General features: G+C 51.9%; 22 protein-coding genes. 5 read left to right on the plus strand and 17 right to left on the minus strand.

Translation table 11 applies throughout. From position 1 onward, the window contains the following. Positions 1–89: 89 nt before the first annotated feature. Positions 90–326 carry a YuzB family protein gene (locus EVJ23_RS02375; protein ID WP_035386187.1) on the minus strand — a complete coding sequence of 79 codons (237 nt, stop codon included), beginning with the start codon at positions 324–326 and terminating at the stop codon, positions 90–92. A 96-nt stretch (positions 327–422) separates the two neighbouring features. Between EVJ23_RS02375 and EVJ23_RS02380 the strand changes: the two genes are divergently transcribed. Beyond that, positions 423–1,478 (plus strand): NAD(P)/FAD-dependent oxidoreductase, encoded by a 1,056-nt coding sequence (locus EVJ23_RS02380; RefSeq protein WP_131455937.1) that lies wholly within the window; start codon positions 423–425, stop codon positions 1,476–1,478. A gap of 249 nt (positions 1,479–1,727) precedes the next feature. Then, complete coding sequence (locus EVJ23_RS02385) at positions 1,728–3,158, plus strand: S8 family peptidase (RefSeq protein WP_131463912.1); 1,431 nt, start codon at positions 1,728–1,730, stop codon at positions 3,156–3,158. A gap of 56 nt (positions 3,159–3,214) precedes the next feature. On the opposite strand, the gene EVJ23_RS02390 is transcribed toward EVJ23_RS02385, so the two are convergent. After that, entirely contained in the window at positions 3,215–3,502 is a 288-nt protein-coding gene (locus tag EVJ23_RS02390; protein ID WP_071397900.1) for a DUF1462 family protein, read from the minus strand. Between the two features lie 126 nt (positions 3,503–3,628). Between EVJ23_RS02390 and EVJ23_RS02395 the strand changes: the two genes are divergently transcribed. Continuing rightward, positions 3,629–3,856, plus strand: a complete 228-nt coding sequence (locus tag EVJ23_RS02395) for a NifU family protein (protein ID WP_016509169.1) — start codon at positions 3,629–3,631, stop codon at positions 3,854–3,856. 32 nt (positions 3,857–3,888) lie between these two features. Here the strand turns inward: EVJ23_RS02395 and EVJ23_RS02400 are convergent, their stop codons facing one another. Then, positions 3,889–4,659 (minus strand): TIGR01457 family HAD-type hydrolase, encoded by a 771-nt coding sequence (locus EVJ23_RS02400; RefSeq protein ID WP_070328756.1) that lies wholly within the window; start codon positions 4,657–4,659, stop codon positions 3,889–3,891. Between the two features lie 4 nt (positions 4,660–4,663). Beyond that, positions 4,664–5,107 carry a DUF86 domain-containing protein gene (locus EVJ23_RS02405; RefSeq protein ID WP_070328796.1) on the minus strand — a complete coding sequence of 148 codons (444 nt, stop codon included), beginning with the start codon at positions 5,105–5,107 and terminating at the stop codon, positions 4,664–4,666. A gap of 158 nt (positions 5,108–5,265) precedes the next feature. Here EVJ23_RS02405 and glpX point away from each other — a divergent pair, with 158 nt between their 5' ends. Next, on the plus strand, positions 5,266–6,246 hold the full coding sequence (glpX, locus tag EVJ23_RS02410; protein ID WP_070328755.1) for a class II fructose-bisphosphatase: 981 nt from the start codon (positions 5,266–5,268) through the stop codon (positions 6,244–6,246). A 37-nt stretch (positions 6,247–6,283) separates the two neighbouring features. Here glpX and EVJ23_RS02415 read toward each other — a convergent pair whose 3' ends face one another. The 8 genes from EVJ23_RS02415 to EVJ23_RS02450 form a co-directional block, all read right to left on the minus strand. Continuing rightward, a complete protein-coding gene (locus tag EVJ23_RS02415) occupies positions 6,284–6,970 on the minus strand; it encodes a DUF975 family protein (RefSeq protein WP_131463914.1) in 687 nt (228 codons plus the stop codon). A 102-nt stretch (positions 6,971–7,072) separates the two neighbouring features. After that, positions 7,073–7,378 (minus strand): hypothetical protein, encoded by a 306-nt coding sequence (locus EVJ23_RS02420; protein WP_131463916.1) that lies wholly within the window; start codon positions 7,376–7,378, stop codon positions 7,073–7,075. A gap of 156 nt (positions 7,379–7,534) precedes the next feature. Then, positions 7,535–7,915: a YutD family protein gene (locus EVJ23_RS02425; protein WP_131463918.1), complete on the minus strand. Its 381-nt coding sequence runs from the start codon at positions 7,913–7,915 to the stop codon at positions 7,535–7,537. A 47-nt stretch (positions 7,916–7,962) separates the two neighbouring features. After that, entirely contained in the window at positions 7,963–9,309 is a 1,347-nt protein-coding gene (locus EVJ23_RS02430) for a bifunctional metallophosphatase/5'-nucleotidase (protein WP_131463920.1), read from the minus strand. A 9-nt stretch (positions 9,310–9,318) separates the two neighbouring features. Further along, positions 9,319–10,164: a DUF72 domain-containing protein gene (locus EVJ23_RS02435; protein WP_131455923.1), complete on the minus strand. Its 846-nt coding sequence runs from the start codon at positions 10,162–10,164 to the stop codon at positions 9,319–9,321. 17 nt (positions 10,165–10,181) lie between these two features. Further along, positions 10,182–11,363, minus strand: coding sequence for an MFS transporter (locus tag EVJ23_RS02440; RefSeq protein WP_070328751.1), 1,182 nt, complete (start codon positions 11,361–11,363; stop codon positions 10,182–10,184). Between the two features lie 110 nt (positions 11,364–11,473). Beyond that, positions 11,474–12,793 carry a branched-chain amino acid transport system II carrier protein gene (gene brnQ / locus EVJ23_RS02445; RefSeq protein ID WP_131463922.1) on the minus strand — a complete coding sequence of 440 codons (1,320 nt, stop codon included), beginning with the start codon at positions 12,791–12,793 and terminating at the stop codon, positions 11,474–11,476. A 246-nt stretch (positions 12,794–13,039) separates the two neighbouring features. Further along, complete coding sequence (locus tag EVJ23_RS02450) at positions 13,040–13,312, minus strand: acylphosphatase (RefSeq protein WP_131463924.1); 273 nt, start codon at positions 13,310–13,312, stop codon at positions 13,040–13,042. A gap of 93 nt (positions 13,313–13,405) precedes the next feature. On the opposite strand from EVJ23_RS02450, the gene EVJ23_RS02455 reads away from it, so the two are divergent. After that, positions 13,406–14,788 carry an alanine/glycine:cation symporter family protein gene (locus EVJ23_RS02455; RefSeq protein ID WP_131463926.1) on the plus strand — a complete coding sequence of 461 codons (1,383 nt, stop codon included), beginning with the start codon at positions 13,406–13,408 and terminating at the stop codon, positions 14,786–14,788. Between the two features lie 35 nt (positions 14,789–14,823). Here the strand turns inward: EVJ23_RS02455 and EVJ23_RS02460 are convergent, their stop codons facing one another. The 5 genes from EVJ23_RS02460 to sufB form a co-directional block, all read right to left on the minus strand. Further along, a complete protein-coding gene (locus EVJ23_RS02460) occupies positions 14,824–15,789 on the minus strand; it encodes an L-lactate dehydrogenase (RefSeq protein ID WP_131463928.1) in 966 nt (321 codons plus the stop codon). A gap of 108 nt (positions 15,790–15,897) precedes the next feature. Further along, positions 15,898–16,323 carry a DUF6678 family protein gene (locus tag EVJ23_RS02465; RefSeq protein ID WP_131463930.1) on the minus strand — a complete coding sequence of 142 codons (426 nt, stop codon included), beginning with the start codon at positions 16,321–16,323 and terminating at the stop codon, positions 15,898–15,900. Positions 16,324–16,329: 6 nt separating this feature from the next. Next, positions 16,330–16,482: a hypothetical protein gene (locus EVJ23_RS15190; RefSeq protein WP_161566998.1), complete on the minus strand. Its 153-nt coding sequence runs from the start codon at positions 16,480–16,482 to the stop codon at positions 16,330–16,332. Between the two features lie 384 nt (positions 16,483–16,866). Then, complete coding sequence (locus EVJ23_RS02470; RefSeq protein WP_131463932.1) at positions 16,867–17,241, minus strand: YciI family protein; 375 nt, start codon at positions 17,239–17,241, stop codon at positions 16,867–16,869. Positions 17,242–17,413: 172 nt separating this feature from the next. Beyond that, complete coding sequence (sufB, locus tag EVJ23_RS02475) at positions 17,414–18,811, minus strand: Fe-S cluster assembly protein SufB (protein WP_070328746.1); 1,398 nt, start codon at positions 18,809–18,811, stop codon at positions 17,414–17,416. Positions 18,812–18,822: the final 11 nt, after the last annotated feature.

Consider the following 18,822-nt stretch of genomic DNA (forward strand, 5'->3'; position numbering starts at 1 on the left):
CCTACATTCGAACCTCTTAGAATATACCAAACCGTTTTAAAAAAAGCAACGGGTCAAAAAGAAAAAAGTTTGAGAAATCTCAAACTTTTTTACCAGGCCATCTCTTCGATTTTTTCATACACGTTCGTGACGAGTTGTTCCGGCGTCTCCCCGATCACGACTTCTCCGTCGACGAGACAGAACAAGTCGAGCGAGCAGACCCCACAGTAGCCGGTACAGCCATATTCGACGACGTCTAGGTCAGGATCGGACTCTAGTTTTGCCCGGGCGATCTGTGAACCCATCGCTAAGTTCGAGGCACAAAACTCGATGATCGGATTCATCATTTTTTTCACCGTCTTTCTTCCCCTATTGCGGGAAAATGGTTCTTCTACGAGGTATTATATCATGGTACAGTTAGAGAGTAACAAAGGGGGATTTTTATGCGCAAATTAGTCGTCTTAGGAGGCGGTTACGGGGGTATGCGTGTAATCGAACGCGTCCTCGGCCATCAGCTGAAGGACGTATCGATCACATTAATCGACCGTCTACCTTATCACGGATTAAAAACAGAGTATTATGCACTAGCCGCAGGAACGGTATCCGATCGTGACATCCGTGTCGATTTCCCGGAAGAAGTCGACTACATATACGGGCAAGTCACCGACATCGATACGACCGACAAGATGGTGTTGCTCGCAAGCGGGGAAAAAGTGCCGTACGACGACCTCGTCATCGGCTTAGGCTGCGAGGACAAATACCATAACGTGCCCGGCGCCGCCGAGTTCACGTATAGTATCCAAACGTTAGAAGAGTCACGCAAGACGCAACAAGCGATCAACGGCTTGTCGCCCGGTTCGATCGTCTCGATCGTCGGGGCCGGGCTATCCGGTGTCGAGCTCGCGAGCGAACTTCGCGAGAGCCGTCCCGATCTGACCGTCCGACTGTTCGACCGTGGCCCTTCCGTCCTGTCCTTTTTATCGAGCCGTGTCTCGATGTACGTTCAATCATGGTTTGAAGAGCATGGCGTTGAAGTCATCAACAATGCCAACATCGTCCGGGTCGACCCAGACGGTCTATGGAACCACGAACAACACTTTGCCGCTGACTTGACGGTCTGGACGGCCGGGATCCAACCGGTCGCCGTCGTCCGGAACCAAGGGTGGGAGCTCGATGGGGGCGGCCGTGTGAAACTGACACCGCACCACTACGTCCCCGATTTGCCTGACGTCTTCGTTGTCGGTGACAACGCCAGCCTCCCGTACGCACCTTCAGGTCAACTCGCCGAGGCACAAGCGGAACAAATCGTCCAAGTGCTGCTCTGCAAGTGGAAAGGCGTGGCTTATCCTGAGTTGCCGGATATTAAACTCCGAGGCACGCTCGGGTCGCTCGGGAAGAAGGCCGGCTTCGGCGTCTTCATGGGGAAACAGTCGCTGACCGGGAAAGTGGCCCGACTTCTCAAGTCCGGTATCCTGTGGAAACATAAAGTCATCAAATAATACGACCGAATCGCGAAATGGCTGCCTTGCCATCTCGCGATTTTTTTATGTGATGACAGCCGCTTACCCGTTCATCCTTCTTTGCCTTGCGCCAAAAGTCTTGTATCTCTGTCCCTGATATACTTGTCTAAATTTTCAGATTATTGATTCGATTGACATATTCTATCCGATGGAAAAACTTGTTACTCTATGAGCACGGCAGTTCGACATCATGTCATCTCGCCTACATAATCCAAAGGGGGAAATCCATTGAAGAAGATCTGTAGCACCGTCCTCGCCTCGCTTCTCGTCTTGTCAACCGTCCCACAAGCAGTAGACGCCAGTCCTGACAAGGAAAAAGAACGTGTCATCGTCGTGTTCAAACAGTCGGCGAAGAAAATCCCGCTCTCGATTGAAGGCATGGAAGTCAAACAGCAATACGCCAACATCCCAGCTGCTGCCATCGAAGTGCCGAAAGCAGCGCTGAACGGATTGAAAAACAATCCAAACGTCGCCCACATCGAAGTCGATCAGACGGTACAAATTGAGAATCAAACCCAAGACTGGGGAATTCCAAAACTGAAAGCACCCTCGGCTTGGCAGAACGGCTTCACCGGAAAAGGTATTAAAGTATCCGTCGTCGATACCGGAATCTCAGCGCATCCGGACTTGACGATTGCAGGTGGAGCGTCATTTAGCAGTGTGACGAGTTCATATGCCGACGACAACGGACACGGCACGCACGTCGCCGGGATCATCGCGGCACGTGACAACGGCATCGGAACGGTCGGGATCGCCCATGAGGCAAGTATTTACGCCGTCAAAGCGCTCGAGGCGAACGGCAGCGGTAGCCTGTCGAGCATCATCGCCGGTATCGACTGGTCGATTTCGAATCAAATGGATATCATCAACTTGAGCCTCGGAACGACGAGTCCTTCGACGACGCTCCAACAAGTCGTCGATCGGGCGAACAATTCAGGCATTCTCGTCGTCGCAGCGGCTGGTAACAACGGCCGAGCCGACGGCAGCGGCGACCTCGTCAACTACCCGGCGCGCTACAGCTCGGCCATCGCGGTCGCGGCGACGGACATCAACAACAATCGCGCTTCGTTCTCCGCTACTGGCAGTACAGTCGAAGTCGCGGCTCCTGGTGTGAACATCAACTCGACACTCTCAAGCGGCGGCTACGGTCAATTGAGCGGGACGTCGATGGCGACACCATACGTCGCCGGGAACTTGGCGCTCATGAAACAAGCGTACCCGACGCTCTCATCTTCACAGCTCCGGACGCGTCTGTCACAAGATACGATCGACCTCGGCACGGCAGGTCGCGATACACTATTCGGCAACGGACTCGTTCAAGCGCCAACGTCAGGCGGCACGTCACAACCGGTTCAAGCGCTCGCGGCGACTGTATCGACGTCTAAGTCGACATACTACGCTGGTGAAGTTGTATCAATCTCATCGACGGTACGTGATGCGAACGGTCAAGCGGTCGCGAACGCGGACGTTCGTGTGACGGTGACACAACCTTACGGCTCGACGCTCACAGGGACAGGTAAAACGAACTCAAGCGGAGCAATCACGTTCACGCTCTCGACTGGTTCTTCTTCACAACGAGGGACGTACCAAGTGAAAGCGGATGCGACGCTCTCAGGATACACGGCAAGTTCAGCGACGTCGTCGTTCCAACTTCGCTAAATCGAAAACAAGGTTGAACGAATGTGTATTCGCTCAACCTTGTTTTATGATGTCGTTTAATTCTCGTCAATCGCCGTATACACTTTACGCAACTGGACGACTCCTTCGTCGACGACTTCCCCGTTCAAGAGGACGAGCGGGTAAAACCATTCGTCTTGCTTGATCGCCTCGGCGATCTCATCGTCCGCTTGCTCGAAGTCGATGTATTCGAACTCGAACTTGCGCTCCGGATATTTCCGAGCGAGCGCACTTTGTAACCATTCATATGTCTCGACCGAGCTCGGTGCCCCGACACAGCTCGCACACTGTACTTCTGCCCCGTATACCGTGATTTTCATCGTCATTCCCCCTATTTATTTCTATTATACAAAAATCACGCAGCGCCCTTGTCACAAAACGCTCAGCGTTAAAGATTGAGAAACAATCTCAAACTTGCTAGAATGGAATAGAACCAGAAAGGGGTAGATACCATGGAAATGTTTGATCAAGTCCAAGAAGTACTCGATAAATTACGCCCGTTCTTGCTTCGCGACGGCGGTGACGTCGAACTCGTTGATGTAGATGAAGGCATCGTCAAACTTCGTTTGATGGGTGCATGCGGCAGCTGCCCGTCTTCAACAATCACTTTGAAAGCCGGAATTGAGCGCGCGCTCATTGAAGAAGTACCTGGCATCGTCGAAGTCGAACAAGTATTCTAAACAAAAAGGGAGACGTGAGTCATCCCTTTTTTTCATGCATGTGTCCATTCGTCCAAGCTCTCGACCATATAGGTCGGGAGCTTTTCTTGTTCTTGGATGAACGCCGGCCCGTGAACGCCTGAATTGACGTGCAGCGTCCGTAGCCCTCCGTTGATCCCAAACAAGATGTCCGTATGGTAGTTGTCCCCGACCATGACGACCTCGTCTTTCGTCAGACCGATCATCTCGAGGGCGATGTCAATCATGACCGGCTCCGGCTTGCCGATGAAGAACGGGTCTTTCTCCGTTGTCACCGTGAGCACGGACGTGAGCGCGCCGTTGCCCGGTAAAAAGCCGCGCTCGGTCGGGATGGCGATATCTCCGTTCGTCGAGATGAAGCGGGCGCCGGACCGAATCGCGAGCGCACCTTTCGCCAATTTCTCGTACGTGATGTGGCGGTCGAGCCCGATGACGACGTAGTCGGCTTTCGGTTCGTCCGTCACATGGAAGCCACGCTCTTCAAGCGCGATCCGGAGACCGTCTTCCCCGATCATATAAACGGTCGCCCCTGGTGTCATCTTCTCGATATAACGGGCCGTTGCCATCGCACTCGTCAAGACGTGCTCGGGCGTCACATGGACACCCATCGACACGAGCTTATCCGCGACTTGTTTCGGCGTCATCGAGGCGTTGTTCGTGACGAACAAGTACGGGAAGCCCGTCGCCTCGAGCCGGTTCACGAAGTCGACCGCTGCTTTGATCGGCTCGGTGCCCGCATAGATCGTTCCATCTAAATCAAATAAGTATCCTTTAATTAAATTCATCTAATCACTCGCTTTCCGGTAAAAATGCTGATACTGGTCCAAGTTCCACTTCTAAATAGCGGCGGACTTGCTCGGGAAATGCTGCGAACGTCTCTTTTTGACGCTCCGTCCAGGCGTCAAAGCGAGCCGAATCCGACGTGACGAACTCCCGGACGTAATAGGCACGCATCATGACGAGCTCTTTCGCCGCTTGAGCCGTCTGGGCGTCGAGTACGCGCTCGTCCAATAAAATGTCGACGATATCTTCATAACTCCCCGGATCGCGCATAATGAAGCCGTCGATCATCGAGTTGCCGACATCGATGACGCCTTCCATCAAATGCACGGCCAAACGCTCTTTCGCAAGTTCAAGTGTGAACGCGTCCCCTTCGAGCTGATCGATCCGATGCAACATCGTTTCCATGTGGGCCAGCGTCTCATTGATTTTTTCTCTATTCACAAAATACATCGTCATCCCCCCTGCCCCTTATCATAATCTTTTTTCCGACTCGAGAAAAGAATCTCCCCTATTTACATCATTTATTCGATTGTGATACACTAATCCACGGATTAACACTTTAATTAGTATGTCACATTAAATAGAAATCACGTGGAGGGTTCAACACTATGGAACGAGAATTAGCGTTAGAGATCGTACGAGCAACCGAGGCAGCGGCACTGGCATCATCAAAATGGATTGGTCGCGGCCAAAAGAACGAGGCCGATGACGCGGCGACGTCAGCGATGCGCGAAGTGCTCGGTACGGTCAATATGGATGCGACTGTCGTGATTGGTGAAGGCGAATTAGATGAGGCGCCGATGCTTTACATCGGCGAACGCCTCGGTACGACGTTCGGGCCGGAAGTCGATATCGCGGTCGATCCGCTCGAAGGGACATCGATCGTCGCCAAAGGACTCGGCGACGCCATGGTCGTCATCGCAGTCGCCGATAAAGGCGCTCTCCTCCACGCACCTGATATGTATATGGATAAACTTGTTGTCGGACCGAACCTGAAAGGGAAAGTCTCGCTCGACGAACCGCTCGAGTCGATCATCGAGAAAGCCGCGCTCTATAACGGCAAACGGATCGAAGAAGTGACCGTCATCATGCAAGACCGCGATCGCCACGAACATCTCCGTCAAGCGGCGATGCGTATGGGCGCACGCGTCAAACTGTTCGATGACGGCGATGTCTCGGCCGGGATCGCCGCAGCCATCAAATCGAACCCGATCGACATCTTCATCTCGACAGGCGGCGCACCAGAAGGCGTCATCACGGCAGCAGCCGTCAAGGCGCTCGGCGGCGATATGCAAGCCCGCCTTCACCCGATGAACGAAGAAGAGACGGCCCGCGTCATCTCGATGGGTATCGAGGACCCGCTCCAACTCCTCACGATCGACGATCTCGTCAAGAGTGACGATTGCATCTTTGCCGCGACCGGTGTCACGACGGGTGAACTGCTCGACGGCGTTAAGTTCTTGACGGACGATATCGTCGAGACGACGTCGCTCGTCATGCGTTCGAAGACGAAGACGATCCGCAAAGTCGTCGCTGAACACACGTTGTCGTTGAAGCCGTACCTGAACAAACAACAAGTCGAAGCATGACAAAACCTCCGCTCAAAATTTGAGCGGAGGTTTTTTATTAAAATCCTGTCGGCACGTCACCTGAAGTATGGTCCGTCATATACTGTGGTTCTGGACGCTTGTCTTTTTGAAGCGAATCATAGAACGCGGCGTACGTCGTCGAGAAGTACGGATATACGTACAAGAACCCGATTCCGAGCGTGAACACGCCGACGAAGAACCAACCGATGAACGAAAGGACGAGTTTGAACGCGTCCATCTTGTGACCGTCCATCATCCGGCGCGACTCCGTGATCGCCTCGAGAGCCGACAGTTCCGGCTGATCACGTAAAATATAGTTCGTGAGCGAGTACGAGAACGCTTTGACGATTCCTGGGATCACGAGTAACAATGCCCATAAGAAGATGAACAACCCTACGAAGAACGGAGCGAGCACGTGCTTCACATAGCCGGTTTGGAACGGTTCAAATAATTTCGAGACGGCCGGCTTGTCGCCGCGTGACACGGAGAGGACGAGCCATGACCATCCGACCGTGAGCGGTGCGATCAACAACGTCAGAAGGAACGATAAGAACGATAACGTCATCTCGATAGACGTCAATGGCTCCATTGACTCTGCGTCAATCGTCGGTGCGAACGATTGGGGAATCCCGTTCAATATAACGAACAAAATCAAAATCCCGGCGAGCAGCCAGCGATTACCTGTCAACATTTTTTGTGCGTGTTGTTTCCATTGTGCTGTCATAGTATCCATCCTTTGTTTGTATTCTTTCCTTAGTGTACGTCATTGGCCGGCAGAAGGTTTCAAAAAACACGAAAACAGGGGAAAGGTTTCTCCTTTTCCCTGTTAGTATAAGATATTGCCCATAAAAAACTGCGACATCGATAGAATAAATAAGAGCACACCTGTAGCGACAACAGTCAGTGAGATCGCTTTAAACAACCGGCTTTTTAGAAATGCATTCCGATACTCGAACCGGCGAACGAGCAAGACATGGACCAACTCAAACAAAAGGACCGCGGCTGTGAAATAGAATGTCATGATACTACCTAACCCGAAGAACAGCATCGTCAGTAAGCCCAATCCTAAGTTATGGATTCGGTTATGGACGTCATCGCGATCGCCGACGGTCGTCGTTTGTACGTGTTGCATCCTTCCACCTCACTTCCAAAACCCGAACAGAAAAAGTTATCTTATATATAAATTATCACAATTTTCTTATCCCTAAACCTGTCACACCATCTTTTCACCTAAACGAAACATCTAGGAAATATATGTAATAAAAAAAGCGCTGATGTCATCAGCGCGTCATGAACCGGTCGAAGTTTCAGCTTCTTCCGATTTATTGAATTTTCGTTTTAGTTTGAGCGGTTGTTTCGTTCCGCCGAACACAGGACCGTCTTCACTTTCATCAATCTCTGTCTCTTTCTTCAGGACGAAGAACGGACAACCAAAGTTACAATACTCATACACATAGTCCATCACATGATCGATTCGATTATCGTACGTGGCAAACTTCGACTTCACTTCATAAAATCCTTTGAGACGAAGTTGACCATGTCCCCAATCTCCGACGATGTAATCATATTTATCGAGCACATCACTATAACGAGCGATGAATGCCTCTTCGTCAAACCCGTCGCGTTTCTCTTCGATGACGGTATATCCATGGTGATTCACTCTAATCATTTTCACACCTCCACTTTCCTATCATATCACGCCCGTCGACAGTTCCCCTATCGTTTTCGGATCACATCATGACGCGCCATGATCGTTTCACGCAGCACGTCACGCAGAAGTTCCGGCATGTAGTAACGCTTCGGCTGGTCCGCCAAATACGGCAGGAGCGGACCGAACGTGAACATGTCGACCGTGGCGACACGATACGTCTGTTCAAGCCCGATCTCGTTGCCGCGAAGCAAGTAGCGGCCTTGTTTCAATTCAAGACCGTGGACGATCGGTTGTCCGAGCACCGTCCCGCGAAAGCCGAGCCCACGCACGTGCATCGTCGTGAACGGCTCATCATGAACATCGCTCAAGAAACGAAGCAACGTTGCGCCGTCGAGTGTCAACAGACATGGGTTGATCGGGTGCGGACAGATGCGATGGAGCATATTGAGCGTGACTTGTCCGGGTGCCAACCCTTCAAGCAGGATCCCCGATGGAAGGATGCTTACTTCGGCATCACACCAGTCCATTAATCCGTGCGCCAACAACTCCGCAATCGGAGATGGTCCGAACCAATCGCTCCCATAGCCTGGCGTGGCGGCAATCGTCACGTCAAGCAAACTCTCAGCTTGTTCATACTCGAACCGCAACGCCCGTAGCGTGTCGTCGTCCTGAACGTGATCTGTCAAGTCATGGAGACACGCCTTCTTCTCTACGACTTGACCGTCCCGAAGCGTCAACTCGACTTCTCCGACGTATTGCCCGTACTTCCCGGCCTGGGCGATCAATACCCCGTTTTTCATGACACCGTCGTCTAACACGTGATGCGTATGCGCCCCGAGGATGACATCGATGGCCGGGAACGCTTCGGCGAGTCGCTCGTCGGCGTAGAAACCGAGGTGACTGAGCGCGATGATGACGTCACATCCTTTGAGTTCCTCGAGTGCCCGAGCAGTCGCCGTCAGCGGTGACTCAATTTGCCAACCGAGTTCAGGATACAGCTCTTCATACGGTGCGGTCACGCCGAACAGACCGACACGCACACCGGACCGCTCGAGGACGAGCGTCTCCGTCGCCCAGTCCGGTCGCGTCCCGTCCGCTTGATAGACGTTCGCGAGCAAGACGGGGAACGTCGCATCCTCATAGAGCGAATCGAGCCAGTCGTGCGGAAACGTGATGCCTTCGTTGTTGCCGATCGTCACGGCCGTCGGATTGAGCCGATTGAGCAAGCGGACGTTCACTTGCCCTTTCGTCACTTCCGTCGCCGGGTGTGTTCGATCGGCATGATCGCCGAGGTCGAAGACGAGCGTGTCCTCATGTCGGCGTTCGTTCAAAAAGGAGACAAGTTGGGGCCAATTATGAAATTTTGAATGCAAGTCATTGTAATGAAAGATTTTAATCGTACGCACGGCCATCCCCTCTTCCTAAAACAGGCTGATTTGGCTCGGGGCGAGCTCATACTCGGCACCGAGAATCTCAATCAAACGTTTCGCGTTCGGTGCCGCATCCCCGGCCGAGTTGTTGTTGAAATAGACGTAGACCGACTTGGCATCTCGTTCGAGTGCCCGGCACGCCGTCGCAAGTTCTTGCAGTTCATCCTCACTGTATCGATACAAGCAGCGGACGTGACGCCACTCTTGGCTCGTCATCCCGGGTTTGCGGAGCCACCCTGCCGTATTGCGGCCGTGCAGACGGACGACTGCGACTTCCGGGTTCGTGACGACCGGGACGAACGGGATGCTGCTCTCTTTCGTCTGAGGTTCGTCGCACACCGTGTTGATGAAGCGTTGCTCGGTCAAGAACGCGAGCGTCCGGTCGCGAAATGCTTCCGAGAACCACGTCGGGTTCCGAAACTCGACGGCGATGTCATAGTCGATCAGCTCCGCTCGAATCGTCCGCAAATAGTCGAGATGCGGCTTCGAGACGTCGAACCACGGCGGGAGTTGGACGAGGACGGCCCGAAGTTTACCCGCCTGTTTGAGCGGCTCGACCGATGTCCGGTAGCGCTCGAACAGTTCGGCGAGCGGCAGCTTTGGTTCACGGTCGTGACCGCTCATTTCCCTGGAAACTTTGACGACGAACTGAAAGCCGTCCGGCGTCTCACGATTCCATTTCTCATAGTTTTTCACAGGTTGGATCGCATAGAACGACGAGTCGACCTCCACCGTCGGAAAGTGCCCGGCGTATGTCGACAGTTTGTGCTTCCGCTCTTCCGGGGTCGTATAGAGCAGGTCGTGGTCTCCCCAACCGGTCACACCGACATAAATCATCGTGTTTCCTCCTCACATTATTGTTCGAACGATGTCTCCGCGTTTCGCTTTGACCAATTGAGTGTCCCGCTGAACGTCACGAGCAACAAGACAAGTCCCATGATGAACGGATAGCGCATGTCGATATCGAAAGCGATCCCGGCAAGCGTCGGCCCGACGATATTACCGATACTCATATAGGCGTTGTTCATCCCCATCGCGAAGCCTTGTTCTTTATCTGCCATCTTCGACACAAGCGTATTCAACACCGGACGAAGAATCGAGGTCGACAAGAAGATGATGAGCGTGATTGCGAAGAAAATCGCATACGATCCCGCGAACAGCGAGAACAAGAAGCCGAGTGCCGCGAGCATAATGAAGATGAGCACGACTTTGATCTCACCGAAGAGCGAGACGAGTCGGTCGACGGCAAACAGCTGAACGATGACACTGACGATCCCCGTACCTGTGATCATGACGGCAATTTCTTGCGGCGTCGCACTGAACGTCTCACTGACGAACAATCCGAGCACCGACTCGTATGCCATGAGCCCAAACGCCATGACCAAGTTGATGACGAGCACGAAGAAGTACGGCTTTCGAGTCGACGACAAGAGTTGCCGTGGCAGCGATTCGGTCTCGTTCGTCCGGACGTAAGCTTCCCGGTCCGGTTCTTTCAATAGAATGATCGATGAGATGACGGCGACGAATGAGACGATCGCCGACAAAAGCAGCGGTGCCTTCAGCCCGAACTCGGCGACGAAGCCCCCGATCCCTGGTCCGATGACGATCCCGAGCGACATTGCCGCGGAAATATAGCTATTTCCTTTCGCCCGTTGTTTGAGCGTCGTAATGTCGGCCACGTAAGCAAAGATGGCTGGAATGAGCAATGCGGCCCCGACTCCGCCGATGGCGCGCGAGATCAGTAAGACCGTCAAATTGTCCGATAAGTAAAAGACTGCCATCGAGATGGTGAAGCCGATGAGCCCTGAAATGATCATCAGCCGGCGACCGTAGACGTCCGCCCATTTCCCCGCGATCGGTGACATGAGCAACTGCGCCCCGGCAAAGACCGAAATCATCAGTCCGGCGGCGGTACCGCCTTCACCTATCATTTTTAAATAGTCGGGAATGATTGGAATGATAATCCCGAATCCTGCTACAGCGATGAACATGTTCAGCATGAGAATCGCCAATTGTTTCTTTTGTTTTGTCGTCAACGTACGTCACTTCCTTTTCATCTATTCATTTTACTTGTTGATGAATGGAATGAGCAAACGATAAGACAGCAAAACACCCATCCTGGACCAGAGGATGGGTGTCGTTGTGATTATGAGATGCGTGACTCGGCGAGTGATCCGCTCGACCGCTGTTTCGGTAAGAACAGTGTGACGACATAAACGATCAACGTCGGAACTGCCCAGGCGAGCCCGATCTCAGCCATCGGCAAGTTCGTGATCCATGCAGTCACGGCTGTTGGAGCCAAGCCTTGTGCCGTCTCGAACAACGAGAACACGAGCGCCGTGTAAACGGTCGCCTTCATGGCGACTTGCGGGTTACGTTGAATCCGTTCCGTGACCGAAACGAGCACGAGTGCGATCATGACCGGATACAAGAGCGTGAGTAACGGTATCGCGATTTCAATCAACGTACCGAGACCGACGAGTGAAATCAAGTAACCGAATAACGTTGTCCCGATGACGACTTGGTAGTACTTGAGCGACTCGAACGTGTTACTCATGAACCGTGAAAACTCACTGATGAGTCCGACGGCTGTCGTCAAACAAGCAAGGAAGACCGCTGCCCCGAGTGCGAGCATGCCGACTTGACCGAACGATGTACCGGCAAACGTTTGAAGGAGGCTTGCTCCGTCAGTCGTTCCCGTGACACCCGTCATGTTCGCCCCGATCGATGCGAGCGAGATGTAGACGAGCATCAAACACGTGACGGCAAGCAATCCCGATGTCCGGAGAAGCGATGACGCTTCTTTTTGATCCGACATCCCGTTCGCTTTAAGCGTGACGAGGACGATTGCACCAAAGACGAGTGCCCCGAATACGTCCATCGTCAAGTAACCTTGTTTAAAGCCTTCACCGAGTGCCCCGAGCCACGTCTCATACCCTGCTGCCGGCGCGACCGGTGAGCCGAGTGGAGCCACAAGGTTTGTGATCCCGATGCCAGCAAGCAAGACGAGGAGGATCGGCGTAATGATCCGTCCGATGATCTCGATCAACTTTTGAGCGCGGAGCGTCAAGAGGAACGTCAAGCCGAAAAAGACAGTTGAACTGATGGCGAGTGTGAACGTCGACGGCGCACCGAGAAACGGCACGACTCCCATCTCATACGTGACCGCTGCCGTCCGAGGAATCCCGAAGAACGGTCCGATGGCCACGTACATTAATCCCGTCAAAAGGAGTGCAAGACGCTTCGGAATATACTGGGCGATTTGATCAGACCCTCCACCGACCCGCGCGACCGCGAACAAGGCGAGTAAAGGAAGTCCGACGCCGGTAATGACGAATCCGACTAGGGCTGGGAACAGGTTCTCACCTGCCAACGCTCCTAGCATCGGTGGGAACAGCAAGTTCCCGGCTCCGAAGAATAATGCGAAAATCGTAAACGCTAACGGGAATAATGTTGATTTTTTCATACAACTACCTCCACATACATTGTAGTACCTTCCGTGTTGAACAAATTCCGACTAAATGACTAAATTTTCTGACAATAAAGCGCTTGGTCTATTCCATTATACACACTATCCTTTTTTTGACCACCCTATCTTTAAAAAAGATGTTTATTTTTCTGAGAAGTAGATTTCCATATAAAAAAAGCTCCCTCTTTTTACAACAGGAGCCTACTTGTCAACCGAATTCATGTCATCTTTTCAAAAAAATAGTCAATAGCGGATATCGAATTTACGGTACGATGCTTCCGCGATATCCGTTTCTTCAATCTGTTCGACGCCGACGAACCGATTCCCATCGTAGAGCGCGCGTTTGAACGAGGCATAGTCCCTCTCATCCCCTTCGACGTGGAGCTCGACCGTACCATCACTCAAGTTTCGGACCCACCCTTTTAGGTTCGATTCAATCGCGGTCGCTTGACAAAAATAGCGAAAGCCGACCCCTTGGACGCGTCCTGAGACAATCAATTGTTTAGCCAGTTTCATGAGTATTCTCCTCCTTCATATGAAATAACAGGTTTAGCGAGACGCTGCTTAGGTAACACTATATAAGTAAAATACTGGATTAGGAGTGGTGATGTGGAACAGATTGTGAATATCGTGACGGCGTTTTCAGATTGGTTATGGGGAGTCCCAATCATCTCCCTACTCGTGTTATCAGGTGTATACTTGACCATAAAATTAGGATTCTTTCAATTCCGATACCCGCTTTATATAGTTCAACAAACGCTAGGAAGCGTCTTCAAAAAACCGAAAGGCGAAGGCGACATCAGTCCTCGTCAGGCGTTGACGTCGGCGTTATCGTCGACGATCGGTGCCGCCAACATCATCGGTGTCCCGGCTGCGATCATGTTCGGGGGACCGGGCGCCATCTTCTGGATGTGGGTCATCGCCGTCGTCGGGATGGCCATTAAGTTCTCGGAAAGTGTCCTCGCCGTCCGTTACCGCGAGAAAAATGAAGCCGGCGAATTTGTCGGTGGCCCGGTCTACTACATGGCCAAAGGGCTGAAGTGGAAATGGCTCGCCTCATGGTTCGCGTTCGCCCTCATGATCGAGCTCATCCCGAGCATCATGGTCCAAGGCAACGCGGTCAGCTCGGCCGTCCGTGAGACGTTCAACGGCGACACGCTCATTACCGGGATTATCGTCGCCGGACTCGTCGCACTCGTCGTCTTCGGTGGCATGAAACGAATCGCTAAAGTAACAGAAATCATTGTTCCAGCGATGGCACTCGTGTACGTCGGAGCCGGTTTCATCATCGTCTTGATGAACTTCTCGCAAATCCCTGACGTTCTCGGTCTCATCTTCTCGTACGCGTTCCAACCGATGGCCGCGCTCGGCGGATTCGCCGGGGCAGCCATTGCCGAGACAATCCGTTGGGGTTTCGCCCGCGGACTCTATTCGAACGAGGCCGGTCTCGGGACGGCGCCGATTGCGCACGCAGCCGCCCAGACCGATCACCCGGTCCGCCAAGGTTTCTGGGCCGTCATCGGGATCGTCATCGACACGCTCATCATCTGTAGCACGACCGCGTTCGTCGTCTTATCGTCTGGTGTCTGGACTCGCGAAGGCGCGATGAGCGACCCGGCCGCACTCACGACGATCGCTTTCCGTGAATATTTCGGTTATACGGGCAGCCTGCTCGTGACGATCTCGCTCATCTTCTTCGTCTTGTCGACGATCATCGTCATCATCTTTTATGGCTCACGCCAAGCCGAGTACTTATTCGGTTTAACGGCAGGTAAAGTGATGAAAGTCGTCTATATCGCATCGATCGTCATCGGTTCAATCGGTGGCGCCCAGATGATTTGGAACTTCCTCGACTTCATGCTCGCGATGATCCTCATCCCGAACATGATCGCCGTATTGATGCTAAGCGGTGAAGTGAAGCGACTGACGACTGAATTCTTCTCGTCTGAAAAATATTACAAGAAAGACGTCGCCGAGAAAAAGGCGTCGTAACAACGAACCCGGCTGCAACGGCAGCCGGGTTTTTGTTATGAACTTGTCTCGATTTTGTCAATCGCCTGGCGAATCCGTCCGACCGAGGCGTCGAACTGTTGTTGCTCCTCAGCCGTCAAGTCGATTTCGATGATTTGACTGATACCGCTCCGGTCGATCAAGGCAGGTACCCCGATATGGAGGTCGGAGGCGCCGTATTCACCGTCGAGATGGGCACCGATCGTCACGACCGTGTTCTCGTTCCGGACGATAGCCCGGACGATGCGCAGCAAGCCGAGACCAATCGCGTAATACGCCGCGCTCTTATATTCGATGATCTGGTTCGCGGCATCGCGTACTTCTTGATAGATCGCGTCTAAATCCTCTTGGTGATACGAATCATTGTCGGCGAGCAATTGCTTCATCGACTTGCCATAAATCCGGGCGTTGTCCCAGGCGACGAAACCACCGGCACCATGTTCGCCCATATAGTAGACGTGACAGTTACGCGACGACAAGTCGAAGTATTCGCCGAGCTTATAACGCAGACGTGCCGTATCAAGCACCGTCCCTGAGCCGATGACGCGGTGTTTCGGCAAGCCGGACGCTTTCCAGGCGACGTGGGCCATCACATTGACCGGGTTCGTCGCGACGACGATGATCCCGTCAAAGCCGCTCGCCATGATTTGTTCTGTGACGTCACGGACGACGACCGCATTTTGCCCGGCGAGGTCCATCTGTGTCTGCCCGAGCTTTTGGGCGGCTCCTGCCGTGATGATGACGATATCGGCGTCACGACAATCCGTGTAATCCCCTGCCCAAATCCGAACCGGGCTCGGTGCGAACGAGATGCCGTGGTTCAAGTCCATCGCCTCCCCTTCCGCTTTCGCGTGGTTCGAGTCGATCAAGACGAGCTCTTCACAAAGTGCCGCCATCGATAATTGGTAAGCAAAACTGATGCCGACCCAGCCGGCACCGACGACAGCGATGCGGGTAATGTCTTTTGGATCAATTGTTTCCATTCAATCATTCCTCCCTAAAAACAGTCTCTCTTTTAGCATACCCGACTCTTAGCTGTTTCACGACAATAACTAAACAATCAGTATATACGAAATAAATACAGAATTACGCTATGCATCAAGTTTCGGTTCAAATATTCCCGTATCTCGAACATAGCCAAAAATTTGAATCATTTCATTGTCCTGTATGAACGGGATTCGTTCTTTCGTTAAAATAGATATAAGTTCATCGGTCATATCACATACGTCTGGTTCGACGATAGCTCCCTTATAGACCAACACCTTTGGTCGCAATCGAATCCATTCGATTGAAGAGGTAGGATAAGGAAATCCATCATCCCAATCACCTGATTCATAAGCCGTCTTCGATAAAAACTCAGGATCAGGTGTGTCCTCTAATACATATTTGATTTGATAAGGAGGTTCAAATAGGAATGTATTTGCTACCGCTCGCCTCAGTTCCTCCCACTTTGTCTTGTTCATCACCGATGTCAATTGCCGCTCTTCTATTTCTTGTAACTCTTTTTGTCGGTCCATCGCTGTTCATCCTTTCTCACATGCGAGTTCTAAGCGCTTGATTGCCCGCAACACATCTTCACGGTTGTGCTTTTGCTTCATCCACTTGGGCAAGCGACTCTCAATACTGCGGTTCACGCCGTCGCTTGTCCGAACACTCGCTTCCACGTACTGTCTCATATACGCGAGGTGCTCCTGATTATAAGCCCATAGGACATGACCACAACAACCAGTTTGCAGATAGAGCGGCAATCTGAAATGTACATCGAAAGCTCCGCCGATGTATTTCGTACCGCTCTGCTTCATTTGTAGATAACCGCACTGAAAACAGCTCAAGCGTACCTCATTAGCCTTCTCCATAACGTCCGCTCGTCCCCCACAACGTGGACAAATCACGACCATCTGACCCATGAATGTCTCAAGTTCTCTGCTCTCTAGTGAAAATCGATTTGTCACGTCATCGCCTCCTCATTTCATTATACAAAAAACCAGCGAAACTAAGCTCACTGGTCAAGGTAGTAGACTATTAAATCAATTGTTACATCTCAAACTTGACGAGACCGTTCACTCTCTTTCCCAATAATAGTGAACCGGCCGAATTTCAATCCTCCAGCCTAACGATTCCGCTTCGGGCACTTGGGTCGTCGGATGGATGGAAGCGATTCTGACTGCGTCCTCTATGTCCGCCGCTTCAATCAAAAAAGTACTTCCTACTACTTCCTTCGACTCCGAGACTGGTCCATCCGTTATCTTAATCTGATCAGCATGACGCTTGATTTCTTTCATACTTGCTTCAAGTCCCAAATCGAATAAAACCTGTCCACTCGCATAAAGCTGTTGTAAATATGGTTCACACGTCGCCATGATTTGATCGATTTCTAGGTCGGTCTTTTCATTCATTTTTTCAGCATTGAAATATCCTGTCGCCAAGAACATCATTTGACCTTCTCCTCTCGGATTTATTTACGCTCATTTGCTGTTTGAAGCATATTTCACTACTCTATTCCCTCTTTACCGTTTACATAGATAATATGGAAAATCATCTTAAAACCCCATAAAAAAGACGGTCGACATGATTTCATGTCAACCGTCTTCCTCAATCTATTCAGGATTATCCGATCGAACCTTCCATCTCAAACTTGATGAGACGGTTCATTTCGACCGCATATTCCATTGGCAATTCTTTCGTGAACGGCTCGATGAAGCCCATGACGATCATCTCGGTCGCTTCTTCTTCCGAGATACCACGGCTCATGAGGTAGAAGAGCTGCTCTTCTGACACTTTCGAGACTTTCGCTTCGTGCTCGAGTGAGACTTGGTCGTTCAAGATCTCGTTGTACGGGATCGTGTCCGACGTCGACTCGTTGTCCATGATGAGCGTGTCACATTCGATGTTCGAACGGGCACCTTTCGCCTTACGGCCGAAGTGGACGATTCCGCGATACGAGACTTTTCCGCCTTGTTTCGAGATCGACTTCGAGACGATCGACGACGACGTGTTCGGTGCGAGGTGAATCATCTTCGCCCCAGCGTCTTGGTGCTGCCCTTTACCGCCGAGTGCGATCGAGAGCGTCATCCCACGTGAGCCTTCACCTTTTAAGATGACGGCCGGGTACTTCATCGTGAGTTTCGATCCGATGTTACCATCGATCCACTCCATCGACGCGCCTGCTTCACAGACGGCACGCTTCGTGACCAAGTTATAGACGTTGTTCGCCCAGTTTTGGATCGTCGTATAGCGGCAGTATGCGTCTTTGTTGACGAAGATCTCGACGACAGCTGAGTGAAGCGAGTTCGTCGTGTAGACCGGTGCCGTACATCCTTCGACGTAATGGACCGAAGCGCCCTCGTCGACGATGATGAGCGTCCGCTCGAATTGACCCATGTTTTCCGAGTTGATCCGGAAGTAGGCTTGGAGCGGTTGCTCGAGTTTCACACCTTTTGGTACATAGATGAACGAGCCACCTGACCAGACGGCCGAGTTGAGTGCCGAGAACTTGTTGTCCGTCGGCGGGATCAATTTCCCGAAATACTCACGGAACAAGTCTTCGTTTTCTTTCAAAGCAGTGTCCGTATCTTTGAAGATGACACCTCTTTCTTCGAAGTCTTCTTGCATGCTATGGTAGACGACCTCTGACTCGTACTGAGCCGAGACACCTGCCAAGTATTTTTGTTCCGCTTCCGGGATTCCGAGCTTATCAAACGTCCGTTTGATTTCTTCAGGAACCTCATCCCACGAGTGTTCCGTCTTCTCAGACGGTTTGACGTAGTACGTGATCTCATCAAAATCAAGTGACGTGAGATCGCCGCCCCATGTCGGCATCGGCATCTTGCGGAACTGTTCGAGTGATTTTAAACGGAACTCGAGCATCCATGCCGGTTCTTCTTTCATGTTCGAGATCGTTTCAACGATTTCTTTCGTCAAGCCGCGGCCTGAACGGAAAATCGAGATGTCTCGATCATGGAAGCCATATTTATAATCGCCAACGTCTGGCATGTTTTTCGCCATATCGGTCTCCT

The sequence above is a fragment of the Exiguobacterium sp. SH1S1 genome (assembly GCF_004337245.1).
GTDB classification, from domain to species: Bacteria; Bacillota; Bacilli; order Exiguobacteriales; family Exiguobacteriaceae; genus Exiguobacterium; species Exiguobacterium aurantiacum_A.